20 protein-coding genes and 1 pseudogene are annotated in these 23,440 nt (G+C 67.1%); 13 read left to right on the forward strand and 8 right to left on the reverse strand.

Annotated features, from left to right (window positions below):
- Positions 1–35 precede the first annotated feature (35 nt).
- Positions 36–2,897: an RNA polymerase-associated protein RapA gene (rapA, locus tag F3I62_RS17510; protein WP_160490929.1), complete on the reverse strand. Its 2,862-nt coding sequence runs from the start codon at positions 2,895–2,897 to the stop codon at positions 36–38.
- A 179-nt stretch (positions 2,898–3,076) separates the two neighbouring features.
- Between rapA and F3I62_RS17515 the strand changes: the two genes are divergently transcribed.
- The 7 genes from F3I62_RS17515 (at position 3,077) to F3I62_RS17535 (ending at position 7,716) form a co-directional block, all read left to right on the forward strand.
- Positions 3,077–3,382, forward strand: coding sequence for an aspartate-semialdehyde dehydrogenase (locus F3I62_RS17515; protein ID WP_160490930.1), 306 nt, complete (start codon positions 3,077–3,079; stop codon positions 3,380–3,382).
- Positions 3,383–3,415: 33 nt separating this feature from the next.
- Positions 3,416–4,018 carry an alpha-ketoglutarate-dependent dioxygenase AlkB gene (locus F3I62_RS17520; protein ID WP_160490931.1) on the forward strand — a complete coding sequence of 201 codons (603 nt, stop codon included), beginning with the start codon at positions 3,416–3,418 and terminating at the stop codon, positions 4,016–4,018.
- Positions 4,015–4,176 (forward strand): hypothetical protein, encoded by a 162-nt coding sequence (locus F3I62_RS20180; RefSeq protein WP_178116701.1) that lies wholly within the window; start codon positions 4,015–4,017, stop codon positions 4,174–4,176. The genes F3I62_RS17520 and F3I62_RS20180 overlap by 4 nt, the downstream gene beginning before the upstream one ends.
- A gap of 166 nt (positions 4,177–4,342) precedes the next feature.
- Positions 4,343–4,462 (forward strand): cytochrome c oxidase subunit CcoM, encoded by a 120-nt coding sequence (ccoM, locus tag F3I62_RS20445; protein WP_305984780.1) that lies wholly within the window; start codon positions 4,343–4,345, stop codon positions 4,460–4,462.
- Between the two features lie 177 nt (positions 4,463–4,639).
- The gene (locus tag F3I62_RS17525; protein ID WP_218572928.1) at positions 4,640–6,634 is read left to right on the forward strand and encodes an FUSC family protein; all 1,995 of its coding nucleotides are present in this window, start codon (positions 4,640–4,642) and stop codon (positions 6,632–6,634) included.
- A complete protein-coding gene (locus F3I62_RS17530) occupies positions 6,621–6,827 on the forward strand; it encodes a DUF1656 domain-containing protein (RefSeq protein ID WP_160490932.1) in 207 nt (68 codons plus the stop codon). The genes F3I62_RS17525 and F3I62_RS17530 overlap by 14 nt, the downstream gene beginning before the upstream one ends.
- A gap of 10 nt (positions 6,828–6,837) precedes the next feature.
- Entirely contained in the window at positions 6,838–7,716 is an 879-nt protein-coding gene (locus F3I62_RS17535; RefSeq protein ID WP_160490933.1) for an HlyD family secretion protein, read from the forward strand.
- A gap of 26 nt (positions 7,717–7,742) precedes the next feature.
- On the opposite strand, the gene F3I62_RS17540 is transcribed toward F3I62_RS17535, so the two are convergent.
- The 3 genes from F3I62_RS17540 to F3I62_RS17550 form a co-directional block, all read right to left on the reverse strand.
- Entirely contained in the window at positions 7,743–8,213 is a 471-nt protein-coding gene (locus tag F3I62_RS17540; RefSeq protein WP_160490934.1) for a MaoC family dehydratase, read from the reverse strand.
- Entirely contained in the window at positions 8,210–9,169 is a 960-nt protein-coding gene (locus F3I62_RS17545; protein WP_160490935.1) for an alpha/beta hydrolase, read from the reverse strand. Before F3I62_RS17545 ends, F3I62_RS17540 begins: the two co-directional genes overlap by 4 nt.
- Positions 9,170–9,236: 67 nt before the next feature.
- On the reverse strand, positions 9,237–9,992 hold the full coding sequence (locus tag F3I62_RS17550; RefSeq protein WP_256667809.1) for an ABC transporter substrate-binding protein: 756 nt from the start codon (positions 9,990–9,992) through the stop codon (positions 9,237–9,239).
- Between the two features lie 20 nt (positions 9,993–10,012).
- On the opposite strand from F3I62_RS17550, the gene F3I62_RS17555 reads away from it, so the two are divergent.
- From F3I62_RS17555 to fadD1, 3 genes are all read left to right on the forward strand, one after another.
- The gene (locus F3I62_RS17555; RefSeq protein WP_160490936.1) at positions 10,013–10,177 is read left to right on the forward strand and encodes a hypothetical protein; all 165 of its coding nucleotides are present in this window, start codon (positions 10,013–10,015) and stop codon (positions 10,175–10,177) included.
- Complete coding sequence (gene fadD2 / locus F3I62_RS17560) at positions 10,167–11,849, forward strand: long-chain-fatty-acid--CoA ligase FadD2 (RefSeq protein ID WP_160490937.1); 1,683 nt, start codon at positions 10,167–10,169, stop codon at positions 11,847–11,849. Before F3I62_RS17555 ends, fadD2 begins: the two co-directional genes overlap by 11 nt.
- 238 nt (positions 11,850–12,087) lie before the next feature.
- Positions 12,088–13,779 (forward strand): long-chain-fatty-acid--CoA ligase FadD1, encoded by a 1,692-nt coding sequence (fadD1, locus tag F3I62_RS17565; RefSeq protein WP_160490938.1) that lies wholly within the window; start codon positions 12,088–12,090, stop codon positions 13,777–13,779.
- Between the two features lie 103 nt (positions 13,780–13,882).
- Here fadD1 and F3I62_RS20600 read toward each other — a convergent pair whose 3' ends face one another.
- Complete coding sequence (locus F3I62_RS20600) at positions 13,883–14,767, reverse strand: methyl-accepting chemotaxis protein (protein ID WP_372240152.1); 885 nt, start codon at positions 14,765–14,767, stop codon at positions 13,883–13,885.
- Positions 14,753–15,394 (reverse strand): annotated as a pseudogene (locus F3I62_RS20605) (HAMP domain-containing protein); the annotation flags it as partial. The pseudogene F3I62_RS20605 and the gene F3I62_RS20600, both read right to left, overlap by 15 nt.
- 264 nt (positions 15,395–15,658) lie before the next feature.
- Here F3I62_RS20605 and hrpA point away from each other — a divergent pair.
- Both hrpA and F3I62_RS17580 read left to right on the forward strand, forming a co-directional pair.
- The gene (gene hrpA / locus F3I62_RS17575; protein ID WP_160490940.1) at positions 15,659–19,729 is read left to right on the forward strand and encodes an ATP-dependent RNA helicase HrpA; all 4,071 of its coding nucleotides are present in this window, start codon (positions 15,659–15,661) and stop codon (positions 19,727–19,729) included.
- 153 nt (positions 19,730–19,882) lie between these two features.
- Positions 19,883–20,683 (forward strand): ABC transporter substrate-binding protein, encoded by an 801-nt coding sequence (locus F3I62_RS17580; protein WP_256667810.1) that lies wholly within the window; start codon positions 19,883–19,885, stop codon positions 20,681–20,683.
- A 142-nt stretch (positions 20,684–20,825) separates the two neighbouring features.
- Here the strand turns inward: F3I62_RS17580 and F3I62_RS17585 are convergent, their stop codons facing one another.
- Positions 20,826–21,125, reverse strand: coding sequence for a DUF3303 domain-containing protein (locus F3I62_RS17585; RefSeq protein WP_160490942.1), 300 nt, complete (start codon positions 21,123–21,125; stop codon positions 20,826–20,828).
- A 291-nt stretch (positions 21,126–21,416) separates the two neighbouring features.
- On the opposite strand from F3I62_RS17585, the gene F3I62_RS17590 reads away from it, so the two are divergent.
- Positions 21,417–21,944, forward strand: a complete 528-nt coding sequence (locus F3I62_RS17590; protein WP_160490943.1) for a DUF3087 domain-containing protein — start codon at positions 21,417–21,419, stop codon at positions 21,942–21,944.
- 86 nt (positions 21,945–22,030) lie between these two features.
- On the opposite strand, the gene lpdA is transcribed toward F3I62_RS17590, so the two are convergent.
- On the reverse strand, positions 22,031–23,437 hold the full coding sequence (gene lpdA, locus F3I62_RS17595) for a dihydrolipoyl dehydrogenase (protein WP_160490944.1): 1,407 nt from the start codon (positions 23,435–23,437) through the stop codon (positions 22,031–22,033).
- Positions 23,438–23,440: the final 3 nt, after the last annotated feature.

Raw genomic sequence — 23,440 nt, forward strand, 5'->3', positions numbered from 1 at the left:
CGGCCTAGGCCGCCCTTGTGCTGTCTGCCTGGCTGTCAGCCGGCGACCAGTACGCGGATCGCCTCCAGGCGCATGGCGGCTTTCTCGAAGAAGCTCAGGCCGCTGCTGCGCTGCTTGCGCAGGGCTTCGATCTCGCTGTCGCGCACGCTCGGGTTGACCGCCTGCAGGGCGGTCAGGCGGGCGATTTCCTCGTCCAGGCCGGCGCTGAAGCGCTGGCGCGCTTCGTCCACGCGCTGGCTGTGGCGCGGCAGGATCTTTGCCTCGGCGGCGTTGATCTGCTTGCTCAGCACCTCGCGCTGGGCCTGCACGAACTTGTTGGCACTGGCCCGTGGCACGCTTTCCAGCTGGTCGTTGAGGGTCTCGAAGGCCACGCGCGCGGCCAGGTCGTTGCCGTTGCCGTCGAGCAGACAGCGCAGCGCCACCGGCGGCAGGTAGCGGCTCAGCTGCAGCGAGCGCGGGGCCACCACTTCGCTGACGTAGAGCAACTCGAGCAACACGGTGCCGGGTTTCAGCGCCTTGTTCTTGATCAGCGCCACCGCAGTGTTGCCCATCGAGCCGGACAGCACCAGGTCCATGCCGCCCTGGACCATGGGGTGTTCCCAGGTGAGGAACTGCATGTCTTCGCGGGCCAGGGCCTGGTTGCGGTCGTAGGTGACGGTGACCGCCTCGTCGTCGCCAAGCGGGAAGCTGGCGTCCAGCATCTTCTCGCTGGGGCGCAGCACCAGGGCGTTTTCCGAATGGTCTTCGCTGTCGATGCCGTAGGCGTCGAACAGCTCTTCCATGTAGATCGGCAGGGCGAACTGGTCGTCCTGTTCGAGGATGTCCTCGACCAGCTGCTGGCCTTCGCCGGAGCCGCCGGAGTTGAGTTCCAGCAGGCGGTCGCGGCCGCTGTGCAGCTCGCCTTCCAGGCGTTTGCGCTCGGCCGTGGCCTCGTCCAGCAGGCCCTGCCAGTCGCCGCCGTCGCTTTCTTCCAGCAGCGGCAGCAGGCGCGGGCCGAACTGGTGCTGCAGGGCGTTGCCGGTCGGGCAGGTGTTGAGGAAGGCGTTCAGCGCCTGGTGATACCACTGGAACAGGCGCTCCTGCGGGCTGTTCTCCAGGTACGGCACGTGCAGCTGGATCACGTGTTTCTGGCCGATGCGGTCGAGGCGGCCGATGCGCTGCTCGAGCAGGTCCGGGTGGGCCGGCAGGTCGAACAGCACCAGGTGGTGGCTGAACTGGAAGTTGCGGCCTTCGGAGCCGATCTCGGAGCAGATCAGCACCTGGGCGCCGAATTCCTCGTCGGCGAAGTAGGCGGCGGCGCGGTCGCGCTCGAGGATGTTCATGCCCTCGTGGAACACCGTGGCTGGGATGCCGGAGCGCACGCGCAGGCCGTCTGCCAGGTCCAGGGCGGTCTCGGCGTGGGCGCAGATCACCAGCACCTTGAACTTCTTGAGCATCTTCAGGGTGTCGATCAGCCAGTCGACGCGCGGGTCGAACTTCCACCAGCGCTCGTCCTCGGCGCCTTCCTGCTGGGCCTGGTAGCTGACTTCCGGGTACAGGTCGGCATGCTCGCCGAGCGGCAGCTCCATGTACTCCATCGGGTTGGCCAGCGGGTAGGCGTGCAGCTCGCGCTGGGGGAAACCCTGCACGGCGGCGCGGGTGTTGCGGAACAGCAGGCGGCCGGTGCCGTGGCGGTCGAGCAGCTCGCGGATCAGGCGCGCGGCGGCCTCCGTATCGCCATCGTTGACCGCGGCCAGCAGCGCTTCGCCCTCGGCGCCGAGGAAGCCGTGGATGGTGGCGTGGGCCTGCTCCGACAGGCGGCCTTCGTCGAGCAGCTCCTGCACCGCCTCGGCCACCGGCCGGTAGTTGGCGCTCTCGGCGCGGAAGGCGTCGAGGTCGTGGAAACGGTTGGGGTCGAGCAGACGCAGGCGCGCAAAGTGGCTTTCCAGGCCCAGCTGTTCCGGGGTGGCGGTGAGCAGCAGCACGCCGGGGATCAGCTCGGCCAGTTGTTCGACCAGGCGGTATTCGTCGCTGGCCTTTTCCGGGTGCCAGACCAGGTGGTGGGCCTCGTCGACCACCAGCAGGTCCCAGCCGGCGGCGAACGCGGCGTCCTGCGCCTTGTCGCTGCGCTTCAGCCATTCCAGCGAGACCAGCGCCAGCTGGGTGTCCTCGAAGGGGTTGTCGGCATCGCTTTCGACGAAGCGCTCGGCGTCGAACAGCGCCACTTCCAGGTTGAAGCGCCGGCGCATTTCCACCAGCCACTGGTGCTGCAGGTTCTCCGGCACCAGGATCAGCACGCGGCTGGCGCGACCGCTGAGCAGCTGGCGGTGGATCACCAGGCCGGCCTCGATGGTCTTGCCCAGGCCCACTTCGTCGGCCAGCAGCACGCGCGGAGCGACCCGGTCGGCGACTTCGCGGGCGATATGCAGCTGGTGGGCGATCGGTTGGGCGCGGGCGCCGCCCAGGCCCCACAGGTTGGACTGCAGCAGGCGGCTCTGGTGTTCGAGGCTGTGGTAGCGCAGGGAGAACCAGCTCAGCGGGTCGATCTGCCCGGCGAACAGGCGGTCGCTGGCCAGGCGGAACTGGATGAAGTTGGACAGCTGGGTTTCCGGCAGGCTGTAGGGCGCGTGCTGGGCATCGAAACCGTGGTAGACCAGTAGGCCGTCGACGTCCTCGACTTCCTGCACGGTCATCTTCCAGCCTTCGAAGTGGGTGATCTCGTCACCCGGGGCGAAGCGCACGCGGGTCAGCGGGGCATTGCGCAAGGAATACTGGCGGGTCTCCCCGGTGGCCGGATAGAGCACGGTGAGCAGGCGCCCGTCCGAGGTGAGGATGGTGCCCAGGCCCAGTTCGGCTTCGCTGTCGCTGATCCAGCGCTGCCCCGGTTGATACTGCTGCACAGTGCCACTACTTGCCATGAATTGCCCCAGCTGCGAAAAAAGCCGCGTATGGTAACGGAACGCCGCGCGCAGAGCGACGCCACTTGTGCCTTTGCCCGGAATCAATCGGCCAGGCCCGAGTCCAAAGTGTAGCGAGCGTGCGCTCAAGTTGATCGCCGTCCAGCCGACAGCAGCTATAGAGCCTGGGAGGAAAAATCATGCTGCCGCCCATTCCACACAGCCTGCAGCCGGTGACCGTGCAGCAGGACGTGCCCAAGCCGCGCCCGGAGATTCCCCCGGTCACCCCGGCCAGCGAGAGCCAGAAGGAAAGCGCGGTGGAGCTGGACAAGCGCCATCCCCAGGAAAGCGAGATGCTCCTGCGCGAGGAGCAGCGCCGGCGCCAGCGGCGTGGCTACCGCAGCCCGGCGGACCTGCTCGAAGCCGAGGCGCAGGCCGGCCCGGCCGAGCAGCAGGACCTCGAGGAGCTGCCGCGCCAGGGCCTGTGGGTGGACGTGGAGGTATGATGCGGCGCCTGCTCCCGACCGCTGGCTGAGCCCATGGACCTGTTCGACGACCTGCCCCTGCACCTCCCCGATGCCGAGCTGGACCTGCGCCGGCACTGGCTGGCGCCCGCCTGTGCCGATCGCTGGCTGCAACAGTTGCTGGCGCAGACGCCCTGGACCCAGCCGCAGGTGTTCCTGCATGGCCGCCACTACCCGGTGCCGCGCCTGGTGGCCTGGTATGGCGATGCCGAGGCCAGCTACCGCTATTCCGGGCTGGTTCACCAGCCGCTGCCGTGGACGCCGCTGCTGGCGCAGATCCGCGCCCGGGTCGAGGCGGCGGCGGGGCAGCCGCTCAACGGCGTGCTGCTCAACTACTACCGCGACGGCCGGGACTCCATGGGCTGGCACAGCGACGACGAGCCCGAGCTGGGGCCCGATCCGCTGGTGGCCTCGCTCAACCTGGGTGGCAGCCGGCGCTTCGACCTGCGCCGCAAGGGCCATAGCCGCATCGAGCATTCGCTGCAACTCGAGCATGGCACGCTGCTGGTCATGCGCGGCGCAACCCAGCATCATTGGCAGCATCAGGTGGCGAAAACCGCCCAGCCGGTGGCGCCACGTATCAACCTCACCTTTCGCCTGATCCGGACGCAGTCATGAGCAACGACGACAAACTGATCGACTTCAGCGCCGAACGCGGCAAGCGCATCCACGACCTGCACGACAAGAAACTCGACGAGATGCGCCAGGCTTTCGAGCAGGCGCTGCCGTTGCCCAAGGCCAAGAAGAAGGCCAAGGCCAAGCCGAAGAAACGCTGAAAACCGGCCGGGCAGGGCGCCAGCCCCTCGGCAAACTTGATCCAGATCAACGCCCACACCACCTCCCGCCTGCCGCCCCGCGCGGACATTGACCCCGGTCAATTTCCATCCCCGTGCCTGCGTTACCTTGAAGCCATCCAACAGGGGATTGCACAAGGAGGCAGCCATGTTCGTCGATACAGTGGTACTCGCCGGTATCGGTACGGTTTTGTTGATGGTCGCCTTCTTCGGCGGCGTCGGTTACTTCATCTGGAAGGATGCGCACAAGAAGACCAAGTCGAATTAATCCTTCCGGTTACAGAGCACGCAAGGCAATTTAGGGCGACTTCGGTCGCCCATTTTTTTGCCCGTCGAAAAGATTGGCAGGGGATCCTTCCGGATTTATAGTTAGCAGGCTAATAATTAGCTGGCGTTTTAGAATTTCGCCTAGGCTGATGATTACTCCGCTCATTCTGCTCGGGTCATGCGCGTGCATCCAAACCTGCAGGCTTTCGTGGCGCCTGCGCCGCAGGCCATCCAGTTCGCCATCAAGACCCTCCTGGCCGGCGGCCTGGCGCTCTGGTGCGCGCTGCGTTTCGGTCTGGAGCAACCGCAGTGGGCGCTGATGACGGCCTTCATCGTCGCCCAGCCGCTGGCCGGCATGGTGGTGCAGAAGGGCCTGGCGCGCCTGCTCGGTACCCTGGTCGGCACCAGCATGGGCGTGCTGTTCATGGCCCTGTTCGCCCAGACACCCTGGCTGTTCCTGCTGGTCATGGCCTTGTGGCTGGGCCTGTGCACCCTGGCCTCGACCCTGCTGCGCACGGCCTGGGCCTATGCCTTCGTGCTGGCCGGCTACACCGTGGCGATCATCTGCCTGCCGATCACCGGCAAGCCGTTGCTGGTGTTCGACGAGGCCGTGGCGCGCTGCACCGAGATCTGCCTGGGCATCCTCTGCTCCATGGCGGTCAGCACGCTGCTCTGGCCGCAGCGGGTCGAGCGCCAGCTGGTGCCGCAGGCCCAGGCCACCTGGCAGGCCGGGGTGCAGGCGGCGGCTGCGGCCCTGCGCGGCCGTGGCGAGGGGCGCCAGGGCCTGCTGGACGTGCTCGGGCGCATCGTCGCGGTGGATGCCCAGCGTGAGCATGCCTGGTTCGAAGGCGTGCGCGGTCGCCAGCGGGCCCGTGCCCTGCGCGTGCTGACCCGCGATCTGCTCGGCCTGCTGCGTCTGGCCCGCGGCGTGGCCCGCCAGTGGCGGCAGCTGAGCGGGGTCGAGGCCCTCGGTCTGGCACCCTGGCTGAGCGAAGTGCAGGCGGCCCTGCAGGATGCCGCGGCGGCGGACTGGCCGGCCCTGCAGCAGCGCCTCGACGAGGCGGCCCGCGATCTGCGCCAGCCCATGGCGCGGCAGCACTGCCTGGCGCGTCTGACCCTGATGGTGCGCCAGGTGCAGCGTGCCCACCTGGCACTGGCGGCGGTGGAGCAGGGGGTGGCCCCGGCGGACGCGCCGCCGGCGCTGTCCTGGCACCGCGATGTGCAGACCGCCGCGGTCTATGGCTTGCGCAGCTGCCTGACGCTGCTGGTGCTGTCGGCCTTCTGGATGTTCACCGCCTGGCAGGCCGCCAGTGGCGCGCTGCTGCTGGCCAGCGTGGTGTGCAGCCTGTTCGCCAGCCGCGAGAATGCCGACCTGATCGGCATGGCCTTCCTGCGCGGGATCTTCTATGCGCTGCCGCTGGCCTTTGCCGTCGGCCAGTTGCTGTTGCCGCAGTGGCAGGGCTTCGCGCTGCTCTGCCTGGGGCTCGGCGTGCCATTGTTCTTCGGCCTGCTGGGCATGGCCAAGCCGGCCCTGGCCGGCGCGGCGACGTCCTTCTGCCTGCACTTCATCGTGCTCTGCGCGCCGCGCAACGACATGCAGTACGACGTCGCCTTCTTTCTCAATGAGGCGCTGGCCATGCTGATCGGCGTCGGTTGTGCGGTGCTGGCGCTGCGCCTGATCGTGCTGCGCGACCCGGTGTGGCTGGGGCGCCGCCTGCTGCGCGCCAGCCTGGAGGACCTCTCGCGCCTGAGCCGCCAGGCCCTGGCGGGGGCCGAGAACTGGTTTGGCGGGCGCATGGCCGACCGCCTGCTGCAGCTGGCGCGCTATCACCCGGCGCTGCCGGATGCCAGCCGCAGCCGCTGGGACGATGGCGTCGCCTGCCTGGATATCGGCGACGAGCTGCTGCATCTGCGTGCCTGCCTGGCGGCGGCGCAGCAGGTGCCGCGCCAGGCCGAGCAGCAGTTCTTCGCCGAACTGGACCGGCTGCTGGCCCAGGGCCCGCAGCTGCGGCTGGCCGCGGCCCTGGAACGGCCGGTCGCCGAGCTGGTCGCGGCCCTGCACGAGCAGCCGGCCGAGGCGGCCCTGCGCCTGGCCCAGGCGGCGTTGCAGCAGTTGCAGCACAGCTGGCGGCAGTGGTGCGAACAAACGGGAGAGATTCATGGCACTGCGTGAGTGGGCGCTGGGCGGGGTTCTGCTCAGTCCGATGTTGCTGTACGCGCTGCTGGCGCTGCTGCTGACCGGGCTGCTGCGCCTGGGCCTGCAGCGCGTCGGCCTGGCGCGCTGGATCTGGCATGAGGCGCTGTTCGACTGCGCCTTGTATATCTGTGTACTGGCGGCGCTGGTGGCGGCGCTGAGCCGCGTGTGAGGAGAGAGACATGCGTTCCCTACCGCGAATGCTGGTGACCCCGCTGGTGGTGGCGCTGGCCCTGCTGGCCGGCTACTGGCTGTGGCAGCACTACATGCTGTCGCCCTGGACCCGCGATGCGCGGGTGCGCGCCGATGTGGTGAGCATCGCCCCGGACGTGTCCGGCTGGGTGGTCGAGCTGAATGTGCGCGACAACCAGCAGGTCAAGGCCGGCGAACTGCTCATGAGCATCGACCGCGAGCGCTACCGGGCGGCGCTGGACAAGGCCCTGGCCGTGGCCGAAACCCGGCGCCAGCAGCTGCGCCTGCGCCAGCACGAGGCCTCGCGGCGCACGCGCCTGGGGCCGCAGGCGATCAGCGCGGAGCTGCGCGAAAACGCGCAGATCAATGCCGAAATCGCCCAGGCCGAGTACCGCGAGAGCGAGGCCGACGTGCAGCTGGCCCGGCTCAACCTGCAGCGCAGCGAAGTGCGCGCGCCGCGCGACGGGCAGATCACCAACCTGCACTTGGCCCAGGGCAACTATGTCCAGGCCGGCCAGCCGGTGATGGCGCTGGTCGCCGACGGCTCCTTCTACGTGCAGGCCTATTTCGAGGAAACCAAGCTGCCCGGCATCCGGCTCGGCGCCCCGGTGCGGGTGCATCTGATGAGCGCCGACGAGCCGTTGCCGGGACGGGTGCAGAGCATCAGCCGCGGCATCACCGACCGCAACGCGATCAGCGATAGCCAGTTGCTGGCCAATGTCGAGCCGACGTTCAACTGGGTGCGCCTGGCCCAGCGCATTCCGGTACGGATCGAGCTGGAACAGTTGCCGCAGAAGCTGACCCTGAGTGCGGGCATGACTGCCAGCGTCTGGGTGGAGGAGGTGGCCGCCGAGGCGCAGCACCCTTAGGTGCTGTCGCCCGGCAGCCGGGCTGGTCAGCCGATGGTCACCTGCGGCATGGCCGGCATGGTCAGGGTCTGCGCGGCGCGCGGGGCGAGCACTTCGGCTTCGCCGTCGACCACCTGTTCCTCGTTCTGGTTGAACACCCGGGTGGCCAGCTTGACGCGGCCCTTGGGCAGTTTCTCCAGGACTTCCAGCTTGACCGTGAGGGTGTCGCCGAGCTTCACCGGGCGGGTGAACTTCAGGCTCTGGCCCAGGTAGATGGTGCCCGGGCCGGGCAGGCGGCAGGCAATCGCCGCGCTGATCAGTGCACCGCTGAACATGCCGTGGGCGATGCGCTCCTTGAACAGCGTCTCGGCGGCGAAGGCGGCGTCCAGGTGTACCGGGTTGTTGTCGCCGGAAACGGCGGCGAACAGCTGGATGTCGCGCTCTGAAACTGTCTTCTCGAAACTGGCCTGCTGGCCGACTTCGAGGGCGTCGTAGGGGATGTTGCTGACCTGGGTCATAGGGGCTCCTTGGTGGGGTCGGGGCACTCCCGGCGACGGCTCAGGGCCGCGTTCAGCCAGGTGCGCAGGTGGTCGGTGACGGCGTCGCGATTACTTTCGTTGAGGATCTCGTGACGGGCGTCGGGGTAGATCTGCAGCTGTACATCGCGGATGCCGGCGGTGCGCAGGGCGCCGGCCAGATCAGCAAGACGCTTGCCCTGACTGACCGGGTCACGCGAGCCGCCGACCACCAGCAGCGGCAGGTCGCTGTCGATCTGCGCCAGGTGCTTGATCGGGGTGATCTGCTGGAAGCCGCCGATCAGGTCGACCCACAGCTGGTTGCTGCAGAGAAAACCGCACAGCGGGTCGGCAATGTACTTGTCGACTTCGGCCGGGTCGCGGCTGAGCCAGTCGAAGGCGGTGCGGTTGGGCTTGAAGGCCTTGTTGAACGAGCCGAACGAGAGGAAGTCGATCAGCTTGCTGTGCCCCAGCGGGCCCTGGCGCCAGCGCTCGAAACGGGCGATCAGGCTGGCCACGCGGTACAGGGCCAGCGGCTGGTAGTTCGAGCCGGACAGGATGGCGCCCTGCAGGCTGCAGCTGTGCTGCATCAGGTAGGCCTGGGCGATGTAGCTGCCCATGCTGTGCGCCAGCAGGAAGATCGGCACCCGCGGATGCTGCTGGCGGATATGGTGATTGAGGCAGGCCAGGTCGCCAACCACCTTGTGCCAGCCGCCTTCGTCGGCGTAATGGCCGAGCACGCCCTGTTCGGCGGTGCGGCCGTGGCCGCGCTGGTCGTGGGCGTACACGGCAAAGCCATCGGCGACCAGGGCGGCGGCCAGGCGGGCATAGCGGGTACTGTGTTCGGCCATGCCGTGGGCAATCATCACCACGGCCTTGGGCGGTCCGTCGGCATGCCAGTGGTTGACGAACAGCCGGCTGCCGTCGGGTGTGCTTAGCCAGAACTCTGCGTGCTGCATGGCGGGTCCTTGTGCCCTGGGTATCACGGCATTGTGCATGCCTTGGCGGGGCAGGCAAAGCGCTTGTTCAGGGCGCGGCGCCGGCGTGGCGCTGGAGAATCCGGGTGTACTCGCCGTTGTTGTGCAACTCGGCCAGGCCTCGGGCGAAAATATGCGCCCAGTCCGGCTGCCCGGGGCGCGCCGGGGTGAAGCCGACGAACAGCGGAATGCGCTCCAGTGCCGGCTCCTGCCAGGTCAGGCGCCCGCGCAAGGCCGCATCGCCCGCGATCAGGTGCTGGCCGACGATGCGCTCCAGCAGCACCAGATCGAAGCGCCGCGCCGCCAGTTTGCGCAGGTTGCTGATGTCGTCCACAGCTTCCTCGGCAAGCAAGCCGGAGCTCAGCAGATTGGGAGGATATCCATAGCCACGGACGATGCCGACGCGTTGGCCGCGCAGCTCGCCCAGGGTGGCGAAATGTACCGGGCTGTCCTGGCGCACGAAGAAGCCCAGCTGGCTGTAGAACAGCGGCCGCGAGGCGACCAGGTTCTCCTCGATGATCTCCTGCGGCCAGAGCGCCAGGGCCCCCTGGTACAGGCCATTGCGCAACTCGGCCCGGACCCGTGCCCAGGGCAGGAAGTCTATCCGGGCCTTGTGGCCCTGGCTGGCGAAGGCGCGCTGGGTCAGCTCGACGATGCTGCCGCCGGCCGGCAGGTGCTGGGAGCTGTAGGGTGGATACTCGAGGGTGGCCAGGCGTATTTCGCCTGCCGCTGCCGCAAGGCACAGCCAGAAGGCGAGAAACGCGATGCTGCAGCGTAGGAGCATGGGAACGACGAGGCGGGACATGGGGGCTATAGCTTAACGAGATGATGATCGTTCTGCTGCACTGGGCAAGATTCATGAAGTCAATGAGTGGCCGGCCGCTATTTGCCGGCGTCGGCGGAGCTGCTAAGTTCCGCTGCAGTCCGGCCGCCTTGCAGGCAGCCGGTTGGAATTTTCAGGTCAAGGGGAATAACAACAATGCAACCTGACTTCTGGGACGACAAGCGTCCGGCCGGGGTATCCAGCCAGCTCGACCTCTCCACCTACCGTTCGGTAGTCGAAGTGTTCGAACGCTCCTGCAAGAAATTCGCCGATCGCCCGGCCTTCAGCAACCTCGGGGTGACGCTGAGCTATGCCGAGCTGGAGCGCCATTCCGCGGCCTTCGCCGCCTGGCTGCAGAGGAACACCGACCTTGTGCCCGGCGACCGCATCGCCGTGCAGATGCCCAATATCCTGCAGTACCCGATTGCCGTGTTCGGCGCCATGCGCGCCGGGCTGATCGTGGTCAACACCAACCCGCTGTACACCGTGCGCGAGATGCGCCACCAGTTCAAGGATGCCGGCGTGCGCGCCCTGGTGTACCTCAACACCTTCGGCAAGTCGGTGCAGGAAGTGCTGCCCGACAGCGACATCGAGTACCTGATCGAGGCGCGCATGGGCGACCTGATGCCCGGCCTCAAGGGCTGGCTGGTCAACACCCTGGTGAAGAAGGTGAAGAAGCTGGTTCCGGACTTCCACCTGCCCCAGGCCGTGCGCTTCAAGGACGTGCTGGGCCAGGGCCATGGCCTGAAGCCGGTCAAGGTCGGCTTCGACGATATCGCCGTGCTGCAGTACACCGGCGGCACCACCGGGGTGGCCAAGGGCGCCATGCTCACCCACGGCAACCTGGTGGCCAACATGCAGCAGGTGCACAACTGCCTGCAGCAGACCGGCGAGGACGGCCTGCCGCTGATGCGCGAAGGCGGCGAGATCATGATCGCGCCGCTGCCGCTGTACCATATCTATGCCTTCACCGCGAACTGCATGTGCATGATGGTCAGCGGCAACCACAACGTGCTGATCACCAACCCGCGCGACATCGCCGGCTTCGTCAAGGAACTGGGCAAGTGGCAGTTCTCCGCGCTGCTGGGCCTCAACACCCTGTTCGTCGCGCTGATGGACCACCCCGAGTTCAAGAACCTGGACTTCTCCCGCCTCAAGCTGACCAACTCCGGTGGCACCGCGCTGGTCAAGGCCACCGCCGAGCGCTGGCAGCAGATGACCGGTTGCCCGATCGTCGAGGGCTACGGCCTCACCGAGACCTCGCCGGTGGCCACCACCAACTGCTACGGCAAGCTGGCGCGCCTGGGCACCGTGGGCATCCCGGTGGCCGGCACCACGCTCAAGGTGATCGACGACGAGGGCGTCGAGCAGCCGATCGGCGAGCGCGGCGAGCTGTGCATCAAGGGCCCGCAGGTGATGAAGGGCTACTGGCAGCGCCCCGAGGCGACCGCCGAGGTGCTGGATGCCGATGGCTGGTTCAAGACCGGCGACGTGGCGGTGATCGACCCGGACGGCTACGTGCGCATCGTCGACCGCAAGAAGGACATGATCATCGTCTCCGGCTTCAACGTGTACCCCAACGAGATCGAGGACGTGGTCATGGCCCACCCGAAAGTCGCCAGCTGCGCGGCCATCGGCGTGCCGGACGAGAAGTCTGGCGAGGCGGTCAAGTTGTTCGTCGTGCCGCGCGAGGGCGGGGTCAGCGTGGACGAGCTGAAGGCCTATTGCCGGGAGAACTTCACCGGCTACAAGGTGCCCAAGCACATCGTCTTCAAGGACGCCTTGCCGATGACTCCGGTTGGCAAAATTCTCCGTCGCGAACTCCGCGATATCGCCTGAAAGGCCCGGCCTGACTGAGCTCGCTGGATTTTTCCAGGTAGTCAAGAAAATGACCGTTAAATAATGAACGGTCATTTTTGTGACCGATCAGGGCAGGTTTGGTGCTAGTCGCTGTTTGGCAAAGCTGCTACTCTCGGCGCGGTTTTTTCGTCGATCCGGCTCTGGATCGGCTCGCCAAACACAATAATTAACCGCCTTCGCGTGGTGTAAATAAGCTGTTGCTCAGGAGTAGGCTTCCATGACCGAGAACTTCTGGAAGGACAAGTACCCAGTCGGGATCGCTGCCGAGATCGATGCCGATCAGTACCCCAATATTCAGGCCGTACTGAAACAGTCCTGCCAACGCTTTGCCGACAAGCCTGCGTTCAGCAACCTGGGCAAGACACTCACCTACGGTGAGCTGTACGAGTTGTCCGGCGCGTTCGCCGCCTATCTGCAGAATCACACCGACCTTCAGCCTGGCGACCGCATCGCCGTGCAGCTGCCCAACGTCCTGCAATACCCGGTCGTGGTATTCGGCGCCATGCGTGCTGGCCTCATCGTGGTCAACACCAACCCGCTGTACACCGCGCGGGAGATGGAGCACCAGTTCAACGACTCCGGCGCCAAGGCCCTGGTGTGCCTGGCCAACATGGCCCACCTGGCCGAGGAAGTGCTGCCCAAGACCGGCATCAAGCACGTGGTGGTCACCGAAGTCGCCGACCTGCTGCCGCTGCTCAAGCGCACCCTGGTCAACTTCGTGGTCAAGCACGTGAAGAAGATGGTGCCGGCCTACAACCTGCCGCAGGCGGTGAAGATCAACGAGGCCCTGGCCAAGGGCCGCGGCAAGCCGGTCAAGGAAGCCAACCCGAGCAACGGCGACGTCGCCGTGCTGCAGTACACCGGTGGCACCACCGGCGTGGCCAAGGGCGCGATGCTGACCCACCGCAACCTGATCGCCAACATGCTGCAGTCCAAGGCGCTGATGGGCTCCAACCTCAACGAAGGTTGCGAGATCGTCATCTGCCCGCTGCCGCTGTACCACATCTACGCCTTCACCTTCCATTGCATGGCGATGATGCTCACCGGCAACCACAACATCCTGATCACCAACCCGCGCGACCTGCCGGGCACCGTGAAGGAACTGGGCAACTGGAAGTTCAGCGCCTTCGTCGGCCTCAACACCCTGTTCGTCGCCCTGTGCAACAGCGAAGACTTCCGCAAGCTGGACTTCTCCGGCCTGAAGCTGACCCTGTCCGGCGGCATGGCCCTGCAACTGGCCGCGGCCGAGCGCTGGAAGGAAGTCACCGGCTGCGCCATCTGCGAAGGTTACGGCATGACCGAAACCAGCCCGGTGGTATCGGTCAACCCGTTCCAGAACATCCAGATCGGCACCATCGGCATCCCGGTGCCCTCGACCCTGTGCAAGGTCATCGACGACGCCGGCAACGACCTGCCGATGGGCGAGCGTGGCGAGCTGTGCGTCAAGGGCCCGCAGGTGATGAAGGGCTACTGGCAGCGCCAGGACGCCACGGACGAGATCCTCGACAAGGATGGCTGGCTGAAGACCGGCGACATCGCGGTGATCCAGGCCGACGGCTTCATGCGCATCGTCGACCGCAAGAAGGACATGATTCTGGTATCCGGCTTCAACGTCTACCCGAACGAGCTGGAAGACGTGCTGGTGACCCTGCCGGGCGTGCTGCTGTGCGCCGCCATCGGCGTGCCGGACGAGAAGTCCGGCGAGGCGATCAAGGTCTTCGTGGTGGTCAAGCCGGGCGAAAGCCTGACCAAGGAGCAGGTGATGGAGCACATGCGCGCCAACCTCACCGGCTACAAGGTGCCGCGTTCCGTGGAATTCCGCGACAGCCTGCCGACCACCAACGTCGGCAAGATCCTGCGTCGCGAGCTGCGTGACGAAGAGCTGAAGAAGATCGCCGCCAAGGCCTGATGCCTGCGCCGCAATGACAAAGCCCCGCTTCGGCGGGGCTTTGTCGTTTCTGCGGAGTGCTTTACCGGTAGGGTGCGCCGTGCGCACCCCACATCATCCCCGCTCAGAGCTTGAGCTTGCCCACGGCCTTGCCCAGTTCGGCAGCCAGGCCGACCAGCTCGGCGCTGGTGCTGGCCGAGGCCAGGGTCTGCTGCACGGTCTGCTCGGTGACGTCGCGGATGCCGACCACCGAGCGGGTCATTTCCTCGGCCACCTGGCTCTGCTGCTCGGCGGCCACGGCGATCTGCGTGTTGCTCTGGCGCATCAGCGCCACGGCCTGGGCGATGTTGCCCAGGGCCTCGCCGGCCGCGCCGGCTTCCTGCACGCAGTGGTCGGCCTTCAGCGAGCTTTCGCGCATGAACTCCACGGCGTCGCGGCTGCCGGCCTGCAGGTTGCTGATCATGCGGGTGATCTCGTCGGTGGAGTCCTGCACGCGCTTGGCCAGGTTGCGCACCTCGTCGGCGACCACGGCGAAGCCGCGGCCCATCTCGCCGGCGCGGGCGGCCTCGATGGCGGCGTTGAGCGCCAGCAGGTTGGTCTGTTCGGCGATGCCGTGGATCACGTTGACCATGCCGCCGATGGTCTGGCTGTCCTCGGCCAGTTTCTGGATCATCTCGGCGGTCTGCTGCACGCCCTGGGACAGATTGGCGATGGCGCTGCTGGCGCGCTCGACCACCTGCAGGCCGATGCCGCTGAGGCGGTCCGCCTCGGTGGACTGGTCGCGGGTGTCGGCGGCGTGCTGGGCGATGTGGTGCACGGTGGCGGACATCTCGTTGATCGCCGTGGCGGCCTGGTCGGTCTCGCTCTGCTGGCCGAGCATGCCGCTGCGCACCTGGGTCATGCTGGCTTCCAGGCGCTTGGCGCCGTCGTCCAGGCTGGCTGCGGCCTGGGCCACGGTGGCGACCACGCGCTGGTAGCCGCTCTGCATGGCGTTGAAGGCGTTGGCCATCTGGCCCACTTCGTCCTGGCTGTTGCTCTGCGCGCGGGCCGACAGGTCGCCGCTGCGCTCGACGTGCTGCATGGTGTCCTTGAGGGCGTGCAGGTGGCTGAGGATGAAGCGGATCAGCAGCTGCGAGGCGCCCAGCAGCAACAGCATCAGCACCGCCACGGCCAGGGCATAGGCCCCGGCCCGTTGCTGAAACACCTGCTGCAGGCTCGGGGCACGGGCCAGCACGGCCAGGCGCTGGCCGCTCGCGGCATCCTGCACCCAGGCGCCGACCACGGGGCTGTCGCCCCACAGGCCATCGTGCTCCAGTTCGACCCAGCCACGGCCGTTGGCCAGCGCGGCGCCATCCACCCCGGCCAGGTTCGGCTGGCTGCCGCTGGCGAAGCGCAGCGCCTGGGCGTCGCCCGGCAACTGCTGGTCCTGCGGCCAGGCGGCCAGCAGGTTGGCGCGCGCCTGGGCGGCGTCGCGGGCGGCGTCGGTGAGGCCCTGCTGTTCCTGCTGCATGGCGAACAGCACCAGCAGCAGGGTGGTGACGAAGGCCACCTGATTGACCGCCCAGAACTTGTATTTCAGCGAGAGATTACGAATCCATGTGCCCATATTCGACTTCTTTGGGTAACTGACTGGCATTTGGCCATACTCTGCCGCAGTGCGGCACGCGTGCGGTTGATGCCAGTCAAGGTTGTGGCGAGGCTGCGCTACTCACTGTAGCGGATCGAGGCCGCCGATCTTTAGCCGCGCTCAGCGTTCATCCGCTTGCCGGGTGCGCGCCGAGAATGCTGCCGCACGCCGGGGTTTCCCGAGCGGTGCGGCAATCTGCGACAATCGCCGGCTTCCATTTCCGCTGCCGTCGCGCGCCGACGCAGCCCTGCCGTTCTCCGACAAGTCCCCGCCATGACAGACGCAACGCCCGCCATCGACACCCTGCTGAACAACCTCGACCAGGCCCTGCTGGCCGACCGTCATCGTCTGCGCCGCCAGCTGCACGAGCTGCGCAAGCAGCCGGACGAGGCCAAGCAGGCGCAGTGGCTGGAGCGTTTCCAGGCCTCCGTGGCCAAGGTCGAGGCGCGCAAGCGCAGCGTGCCGGTCATGCGCTACGACGACAGCCTGCCGATCGCCGCCAAGCGCGACGAGATCAAGAAGGCGCTGCAGGAGCACCAGGTGCTGGTGATCGCCGGCGAGACCGGCTCGGGCAAGACCACCCAGCTGCCGAAGATCTGCCTGGAGATCGGCCGTGGCGTGCACGGCCTGATCGGCCACACCCAGCCGCGCCGCCTGGCCGCGCGCAGCGTGGCCACCCGGGTGGCCGAGGAAATCGGCACGCCGCTCGGCGAGCTGGTTGGCTACCAGGTGCGCTTCGAGGACCAGAGCAAGGACAGCAGCCTGATCAAGCTGATGACCGACGGCATCCTGCTGGCCGAGACCCAGCACGACCGCTACCTGGAAAAGTACGACACCATCATCGTCGACGAGGCCCACGAGCGTTCGCTGAACATCGACTTCCTCCTCGGCTACCTGAAAACCCTGCTGCCGCGCCGCCCCGACCTCAAGGTGATCATCACCTCGGCGACCATCGACCTGGAGCGCTTTTCCAAGCACTTCGGCGGGGCCGGCCTTCCGGATGCGCCGATCGTCGAGGTTTCCGGGCGCACCTACCCGGTGGACACCTGGTACCGCCCGCTGGCCGCCGAGGTGGACGAGGAGGGCGAGAGCCTGCTGGATGACCTCACCGTCGACCAGGGCATCCTCGCCGCGCTGGACGAGATCGCCGCCCATGAAAAGGCCGAGGGCAAGCGCCCCGGCGACGTGCTGATCTTCCTCCCCGGCGAGCGCGAGATTCGCGATGCCGCCGAGGCGCTGCGCAAGGCCAACCTGCGCTTCACCGAAGTGCTGCCGCTGTACGCGCGGCTGACCCCGGCCGAGCAGCAGAAGATCTTCGCGCCCATGAGCGGACGCAAGATAGTGCTGGCCACCAACGTCGCGGAGACCTCGCTGACCGTGCCGGGCATCCGCTACGTGATCGACAGCGGCACCGCACGGATCAGCCGCTACAGCTACCGCGCCAAGGTCCAGCGCCTGCCCATCGAGGCCATCTCCCAGGCCAGCGCCAACCAGCGCAAGGGCCGTTGCGGGCGGGTCGAGCCGGGCATCTGCGTGCGCCTGTACAGCGAGGAGGATTTCCTCGGCCGGCCGGCCTTCACCGATCCGGAAATCCTGCGTACCAACCTGGCTGCGGTGATCCTGCAGATGCTCCATCTGCGCCTGGGCAGCATCGAGGCTTTCCCCTTTATCGAGCCGCCGGATGGCAAGGCCATCAGCGACGGCTTCAACCTGTTGCAGGAGCTCTCGGCGGTCGACCGCGACAGCCAGCTCACGCCCATCGGCCGCCAGCTGGCGCGCCTGCCCATCGACCCGCGCCTGGGCCGCATGGTGCTGGAGGCGGCCAAGCTCGGCAGCCTGGACGAGATCCTCATCGTCACCGCCGCGCTGTCCGTGCAGGACCCGCGCGAGCGGCCGATGGACCGCCAGCAGGCCGCCGACCAGGCCCATGCGCAGTGGAAGGATGTGGACTCCGACTTCGCCGCGCTGATCAACCTGTGGCGCGGCTTCGAGGAGAAGCGCCAGGAGCTGGGCAGCAACCCGCTGCGCAACTGGTGCAAGAAGAACTTCCTCAACTACATGCGCCTGCGCGAATGGCGCGACGCCCATCGTCAGCTGGTGTTGATCGCCCGCGAGCTGCAGCTGCAAACGCCGGGTGGGAGCGGCTTCAGCCGCGATGCGGGCCCGCAAGCAGCTGGTCGCGGCCAAGGCCCCTCTCACAAGAGCGCGCCAAGCCCGACCACCGACACCAAGGTCAACGCCATCGCCCGCGAGCAGGCCGAGGCCAGCGAAGCGGCCCAGCGCGCCAAGGGCTACGCCGCCGTGCACAAGGCCATTCTCAGCGGCCTGCTCAGCCAGATCGGCCAGAAGACCGAGGATGGCGACTACCTTGGCGCGCGCCAGCGTCGTTTCTGGATTCATCCGTCCTCGGTGATCGGGCGCAAGAAGCCGACCTGGGTGATGGCCGCCGAGCTGGTGGAAACCACCAAGCTGTTCGCCCGCCAGGTGGCCAAGATCGAGCCGGACTGGATCGAGCCGCTGGCCGGCCACCTGATCAAGAAGAACCACTTCGAGCCGCACTGGGAGAAGAAGCGCGGCCAGGTGGTGGCCTTCGAGCAGGTCACTCTGTACGGCCTGATCGTCGTCGGCCGCCGCCCGGTGCATTACGGTCCGGTCGATCCGGTGGCTTCGCGCGAGCTGTTCATCCGCGAAGGCCTGGTGCGTGGCGAAATCAACAGCCGCGCCAAGTGCCTGAACGCCAACCGCCTGCTGCTGGAGCGGCTCGACGAGCTGGAAGCCAAGGCCCGGCGCCGCGACATCCTCGCCGACGAGGAAACCCTGTTTGCCTACTACGAGGCGCGCATCCCGGCGGAGATCAACCAGGCTGCCACCTTCGAGCACTGGTACAAGAGCGAGAGCGCGAAGAACCCGCAGCTGCTGATCATGCGCGAGGAAGACGTGCTGGCGCGTGATGCCAAGGAAGTCACCGCGCAGCAGTACCCTGACATCCTGCATATCGGCGAGCTGCAACTGCCGTTGACCTACCACTTCGAGCCGAATCACCCGCGCGACGGCGTGACCCTGCGCGTGCCGGCGCCGCTGCTGCCACAACTGCCTCCCGAGCGCCTGGAGTGGCTGGTGCCCGGCCTGCTGGAGGCCAAGGCCATCGCCCTGGTGCGCAACCTGCCCAAGGCCCTGCGCAAGAACTTCGTGCCGGTGCCGGACTTCGTCGGCGCCGCGCTGAGCAAGCTGACCTTCGCCCAGGGCAGCCTGGCGGACAGCCTCGGCCGCGAACTGCAGCGCATGACCGGGGCGCGGGTCTCCGAGGAAGCCTGGAGCGAAGCCGCCGCGCAGGTCGACAGCCACCTGAAGATGAACCTGGAGGTGGTCGACGCCCGCGGCAAGTTCCTCGGCGAGGGCCGCGACCTGGCTGAGCTGTGCGCGCGCTTTGCCGAAGCCAGCCAGGCCGCCCTGGCCATCCCGCAGAGCGACAAGGCGCAGCAGCCGGTGCAGGCCAAGGCGTTCGCCGAAGTCGCCGAGAAGACCCAGCAGAAGATCGCCGGGCTCTCCATGACCGTATTCCCGGCGCTGGTGGAGGAGGGCGGGGTGGTCAAGGAAGGCCGCTTCCCGACCCAGGCCGAAGCCGACTACCAGCACCGCCGCGCCCTGCAACGCCTGTTGTTGCAGCAACTGGCCGAACCCGCCAAGTTCCTGCGTAACAAGTTGCCGGGGCTGACCGACCTGGGCCTGCTGTATCGCGACCTGGGCCGGGTCGAGGCGCTGGTCGAGGACATCCTCCTGGCCAGCCTCGACGGCTGCATCCTCGACGGCGAGACGAGCCTGCCGCGCGATGGCGCCGCCCTGGCCGCCCTGGCCGAGAAAAAGCGCGGCGCCTGGGCCGACCACGCCGAGCGCCTGGCCAAGCTGACCCTGGAAATCCTCAAGCTGTGGCACGGCCTGCAGAAGCGCTTCAAGGGCAAGATCGACCTGGCCCAGGCCATGGCGCTCAACGACATCAAGGCGCAGCTGGCCAACCTGGTGTATCCCGGTTTCGTCCGCGAAACCCCGGGCGAGTGGCTCAAGGAAGTGCCACGCTACCTCAAGGCCATCGAGCAGCGCCTGGACAAGATCGCCGGCCAGGTGCAGCGCGACCGCGTCTGGGCCGGCGAGCTGGCTGGCTACTGGGAGCAGTACCAGGCACGCCTGGCCAAGCACGGCCAGGAGGGCAAGCGCGACGCCAACCTGACGCTGTATCGCTGGATGCTGGAGGAATACCGCGTGTCGCTGTTCGCCCAGCAGCTGGGGACCAGGATGGCGGTGTCGGACAAGCGCTTGAGCAAGCAGTGGGCTGCGGTGGAGGCCTGATGCCGGCCATGCCTGCTCTTTTCCGGGGATGGCCGCTGTCGTTTGCCAGCTTTCCCACCCCGGTGGCGCAGCGTTTGCGGAAAATCTGCTCGGGCACCGGGCTCTTTCTCTAGACTCAGGCAAAGCCCGCCGAATCGGCCATGAGGGATGATCTTGGATAAAGCCGTTGCAGGAGCCTTGTCCCAGCCGCACAGCAGCTATTCGAAAGTCTTTCTCCTCCTGCTGACGCTCCTGCCCGGCGCAGTGCTGGCCTGTGAGAAGACCCTGCGCTGGGACGACGACCCGCCATTCAGCATGCTACTGCCCAGTGGCGAGGTCGCCGGTATCTATGTCGACATCAACCGCGCGGCACTGGCGCGCCTGGGATGCCAGACCCGCCTGGTCAAGCTGCCCTGGGCGCGGGCGCTCAAGGCGCTGGAGCAGGGGCGTCTGGATGTACTGTCCGGCGCCTTCCGCAAGCCCGAGCGCGAGGTCTACGCCCACTTTTCCGGCAAGGTGCTGCCGCCTTCGCGCAATATCCTGTTCATGCACCGGGACGCCCTGGCGCGCTGGCCGGTCAGCCATCTGCTCGAATTGCAGGACACCCCGTTTCGCCTCGGCGCGCAGATCAACGTGGCCTACGGTGATGACTATCAGCAGCTGATGAGCCGGGAGGCCTTCGCGTCGCGGGTGTCGTTCAACGCCAGCCGCCACAACCTCTGGCGGATGCTCGAGCGGCGCCGCATCGACGGCCTGATCGCCGATGAGCACACCGGTGGCTACGAGATCCACCAGCTGGGCCTCGACCAGCGGATCAAGGCGACGGCCGTGGTGGTTTCCAGCGAGGCCGCCGAGGTGGCCTTCAGCAAGGCAACCACCAGCCCGGAGTTCGTCCGGCGCTACGGCGTCGCCCTGGAGCAGCTGGTGGCGGACGGCAGTTACGCACGGATCGTGCAGCACTATCTGGCCGAGTGAATCGGCGGTGCGCCACCTTGCCGCTCTTGGCAGCCAGCGGGCAGGGCCTTCCGGTCTCCGCTTGAAGTGGCTGGGCAAAGGCCCACTCCCTCGCGCAGCGCAGGAATGCGGCCGGGCAAGCAGGCTGGCGTCCTGATCGCGGCTATTTCACCGATGCCCGCCAGCTGCTGGTTTTGGCGTGAATCTGCATGGCTTGTTCGATCTCGAGGATGGGCACCGTGGTGAATTCGAAGAACGGCGTCCAGGCGCTGTGCACTTCCAGTGCGGCGGCAGCCGAGTCGATCTCGACCAGGGCCAGGCCGCCATTGCCATCGGCGTTGGTGTAGTGGGCCTTGAACACGTAACCGGCAGGCGGCGTCCAGTTGGCGAACAACTTGAGCGAGCGGCCAGCGGTATCCTCGGTGATGGTGCCCCGGGTCTTGTAACTGACGGCGAACAACATACGCACCTCCTGAAACGATGGTGGAAGGAACTCGATGTTCGGTTCGAATCGCAGGCGATCGGCCATGGGCAGAAGACGAGACAACCCACTCAAAAACTATAAGCCAGCCCTTGGCCGCCCTCGGGCGTGGGCTAGAAACGAGTGGCGATAGGCGCATAAAGCTTTGGTGATATCGAGGCGGGCTCGCCAGCGTTGCCGGCCATTATCCGAAGCCTGAGCTGCATCTATGTGTCGCTTAGGGGTGATAATGCGCGGCCTGTCCCCCATTTGCCCCGGAGCCGCACCGCCCTCATGTTCGAGATCAAACCGCACAACCCCGAAGACTACCGCCGGCAAACCCGGCGCATCACCCTGGTGATCGCCGCCACCTTCGTGGGCCTGGCCCTGCTGCTGTCCACCTTGCTGGTGCAGCTGTTCGGCACGGCCGGCGGCGACAATTTTCGCTGGAACCTGATCGGCGTGCTGGCCGGGCTGGGGCTGACCATCGCGCTGGTGCGCTTCAAGCTGTGGGCGCTGCCGTGGATGGCGCCGGCGGTGTATGGCTGGCAGCTCAAGCGCAACCTGATGCGCATCACCAACGTCATGCACCATGTCGAAAGCGGGGTGGCGGCCGGCGACCCGACGGCGATGAAGCTGCTGCGCTTCTACCACCTGGGCGTGACGCAGATGCACCAGCTGGACGGCAACACCGGCGAAATCAGCCAGATGCTGCGCGAGATCGATCAGCACCGCGCCAACATGGAGGCGCAGGGATTGGAGCTGGAGCAGAGCCGCCTCGATCCGGCCTGGTTGGTGGCGGTTAAGCGGGCGGGTGGGTAAACCACAATCTCGCAGGGTGCGCCGTGCGCACCACCGATTGCGTGCGGGCCTCTGGTGCGCACGGCGCACCCTACGAGGTTCTCTGTTCAGATATGCAAGGCATGCCCCAGCGCCCGCAGCGCCGCTTCCTGCACCGCTTCGCCGAGGGTCGGGTGGGCGTGGATGGTGCCGGCGATGTCTTCCAGGCGCGCGTTCATCTCGATCGACTGGATGAAGGCGGTGGACAGCTCCGACACCGCCTTGCCCACCGCCTGCCAGCCGAGGATCAGGTGGTTGTCGCGGCGCGCCACCACACGCACGAAGCCGTCGCTGGACTCCAGGGTCATGGCGCGGCCGTTGGCGGCGAAGGGGAAGCTGGCCACGATGCAGTCCAGCCCGGCGGCCTTGGCCTGATCCGGTGACTGGCCGACCACCACCACTTCCGGGTCGGTGAAGCATACCGCCGGGATCGCCGTGGGGGTGAAGGCGCGGCGTTTGCCGGCGATGATTTCCGCGACCATTTCGCCCTGGGCCATGGCGCGGTGCGCCAGCATCGGCTCGCCGGCGATATCGCCGATGGCCCAGACATTGCGCATCGAGGTACGGCATTGCTCGTCGATGCGCAGCGCACGGCCGTTCATCTCCAGGCCCAGGCTTTCCAGGTTCCAGCCGGCCGTGTTGGGGTGGCGGCCGACGGCGACCAGCACCTGGTCGGCCTCGATCACCCGCTGCGCGCCCTGATCGTCGCGCACGCGCAGACCGTGGCCGTCTGGTTCCAGGCCCAGCACGCTGTGGCCCAGGTACAGTTCCACGCCTAGCTTGCGCAGCGCGGCCGCGACGGGCTTGGTCAGCTCCTCGTCATAGCTCGGCAGGATGCGCGGCTGCGCTTCCACCACCGTTACCTCGACGCCCAATTTGCGGTAGGCGGTGCCCAGCTCCAGGCCGATATAGCCGCCGCCGACCACCACCAGGCGCTTGGGCAGGGTCTTCGGCGCCAGGGCCTCGGTGGAGGAGATGACGTTGCCGCCCAGCGGCAGGAACGGCAATTCTGCCGACTTCGAACCGGCGGCCAGCAGCAGGTGCTGGCAATGGATGCGACGTTGCTCACCACCGCTGAGCGCGACGTCGACGGTCTTGCCATCAACGATGCTCGCCCAGCCCTGGACGACTTCCACGCCATGCTTCTTCAGCAGTGCGCCGACGCCGCTGGTGAGGCGCTCGACGATGCCGTCCTTCCACGCCACGGTGCGGGCGATGTCGATACGCGGCGCCTGCACCTGGATGCCCAGGGGCGAATGGGCCGCGTACTCGCGGGTCTTGAGAAACTCCTCGGCGGCATGGATCAGCGCCTTGGACGGGATGCAGCCGATGTTCAGGCAGGTACCGCCCAATGCGGCGCCTTCCACCAGCACGGTGCGGATGCCCAGCTGGCCGGCGCGGATGGCGGCGACGTAGCCGCCGGGGCCGCCGCCGACGATCAGCAGGGTGGTTTCGAGGGTCTGGTTCTGTTTCACAGG

The organism is Pseudomonas sp. R-28-1W-6 (genome assembly GCF_009799925.1).
Classification (GTDB): Bacteria; Pseudomonadota; Gammaproteobacteria; order Pseudomonadales; family Pseudomonadaceae; genus Aquipseudomonas.

Bases quoted from the DNA above. Each gene is read 5' to 3' on its own strand.
- rapA (WP_160490929.1), bottom strand. From the start codon at position 2,897: ATGGCAAGTAGTGGCACTGTGCAGCAGTATCAACCGGGGCAGCGCTGG.
- F3I62_RS17515 (WP_160490930.1), top strand. From the start codon at position 3,077: ATGCTGCCGCCCATTCCACACAGCCTGCAGCCGGTGACCGTGCAGCAG.
- F3I62_RS17520 (WP_160490931.1), top strand. From the start codon at position 3,416: ATGGACCTGTTCGACGACCTGCCCCTGCACCTCCCCGATGCCGAGCTG.
- F3I62_RS20180 (WP_178116701.1), top strand. From the start codon at position 4,015: ATGAGCAACGACGACAAACTGATCGACTTCAGCGCCGAACGCGGCAAG.
- ccoM (WP_305984780.1), top strand. From the start codon at position 4,343: ATGTTCGTCGATACAGTGGTACTCGCCGGTATCGGTACGGTTTTGTTG.
- F3I62_RS17525 (WP_218572928.1), top strand. From the start codon at position 4,640: ATGCGCGTGCATCCAAACCTGCAGGCTTTCGTGGCGCCTGCGCCGCAG.
- F3I62_RS17530 (WP_160490932.1), top strand. From the start codon at position 6,621: ATGGCACTGCGTGAGTGGGCGCTGGGCGGGGTTCTGCTCAGTCCGATG.
- F3I62_RS17535 (WP_160490933.1), top strand. From the start codon at position 6,838: ATGCGTTCCCTACCGCGAATGCTGGTGACCCCGCTGGTGGTGGCGCTG.
- F3I62_RS17540 (WP_160490934.1), bottom strand. From the start codon at position 8,213: ATGACCCAGGTCAGCAACATCCCCTACGACGCCCTCGAAGTCGGCCAG.
- F3I62_RS17545 (WP_160490935.1), bottom strand. From the start codon at position 9,169: ATGCAGCACGCAGAGTTCTGGCTAAGCACACCCGACGGCAGCCGGCTG.
- F3I62_RS17550 (WP_256667809.1), bottom strand. From the start codon at position 9,992: ATGTCCCGCCTCGTCGTTCCCATGCTCCTACGCTGCAGCATCGCGTTT.
- F3I62_RS17555 (WP_160490936.1), top strand. From the start codon at position 10,013: ATGATGATCGTTCTGCTGCACTGGGCAAGATTCATGAAGTCAATGAGT.
- fadD2 (WP_160490937.1), top strand. From the start codon at position 10,167: ATGCAACCTGACTTCTGGGACGACAAGCGTCCGGCCGGGGTATCCAGC.
- fadD1 (WP_160490938.1), top strand. From the start codon at position 12,088: ATGACCGAGAACTTCTGGAAGGACAAGTACCCAGTCGGGATCGCTGCC.
- F3I62_RS20600 (WP_372240152.1), bottom strand. From the start codon at position 14,767: ATGGCCAACGCCTTCAACGCCATGCAGAGCGGCTACCAGCGCGTGGTC.
- hrpA (WP_160490940.1), top strand. From the start codon at position 15,659: ATGACAGACGCAACGCCCGCCATCGACACCCTGCTGAACAACCTCGAC.
- F3I62_RS17585 (WP_160490942.1), bottom strand. From the start codon at position 21,125: ATGTTGTTCGCCGTCAGTTACAAGACCCGGGGCACCATCACCGAGGAT.
- F3I62_RS17590 (WP_160490943.1), top strand. From the start codon at position 21,417: ATGTTCGAGATCAAACCGCACAACCCCGAAGACTACCGCCGGCAAACC.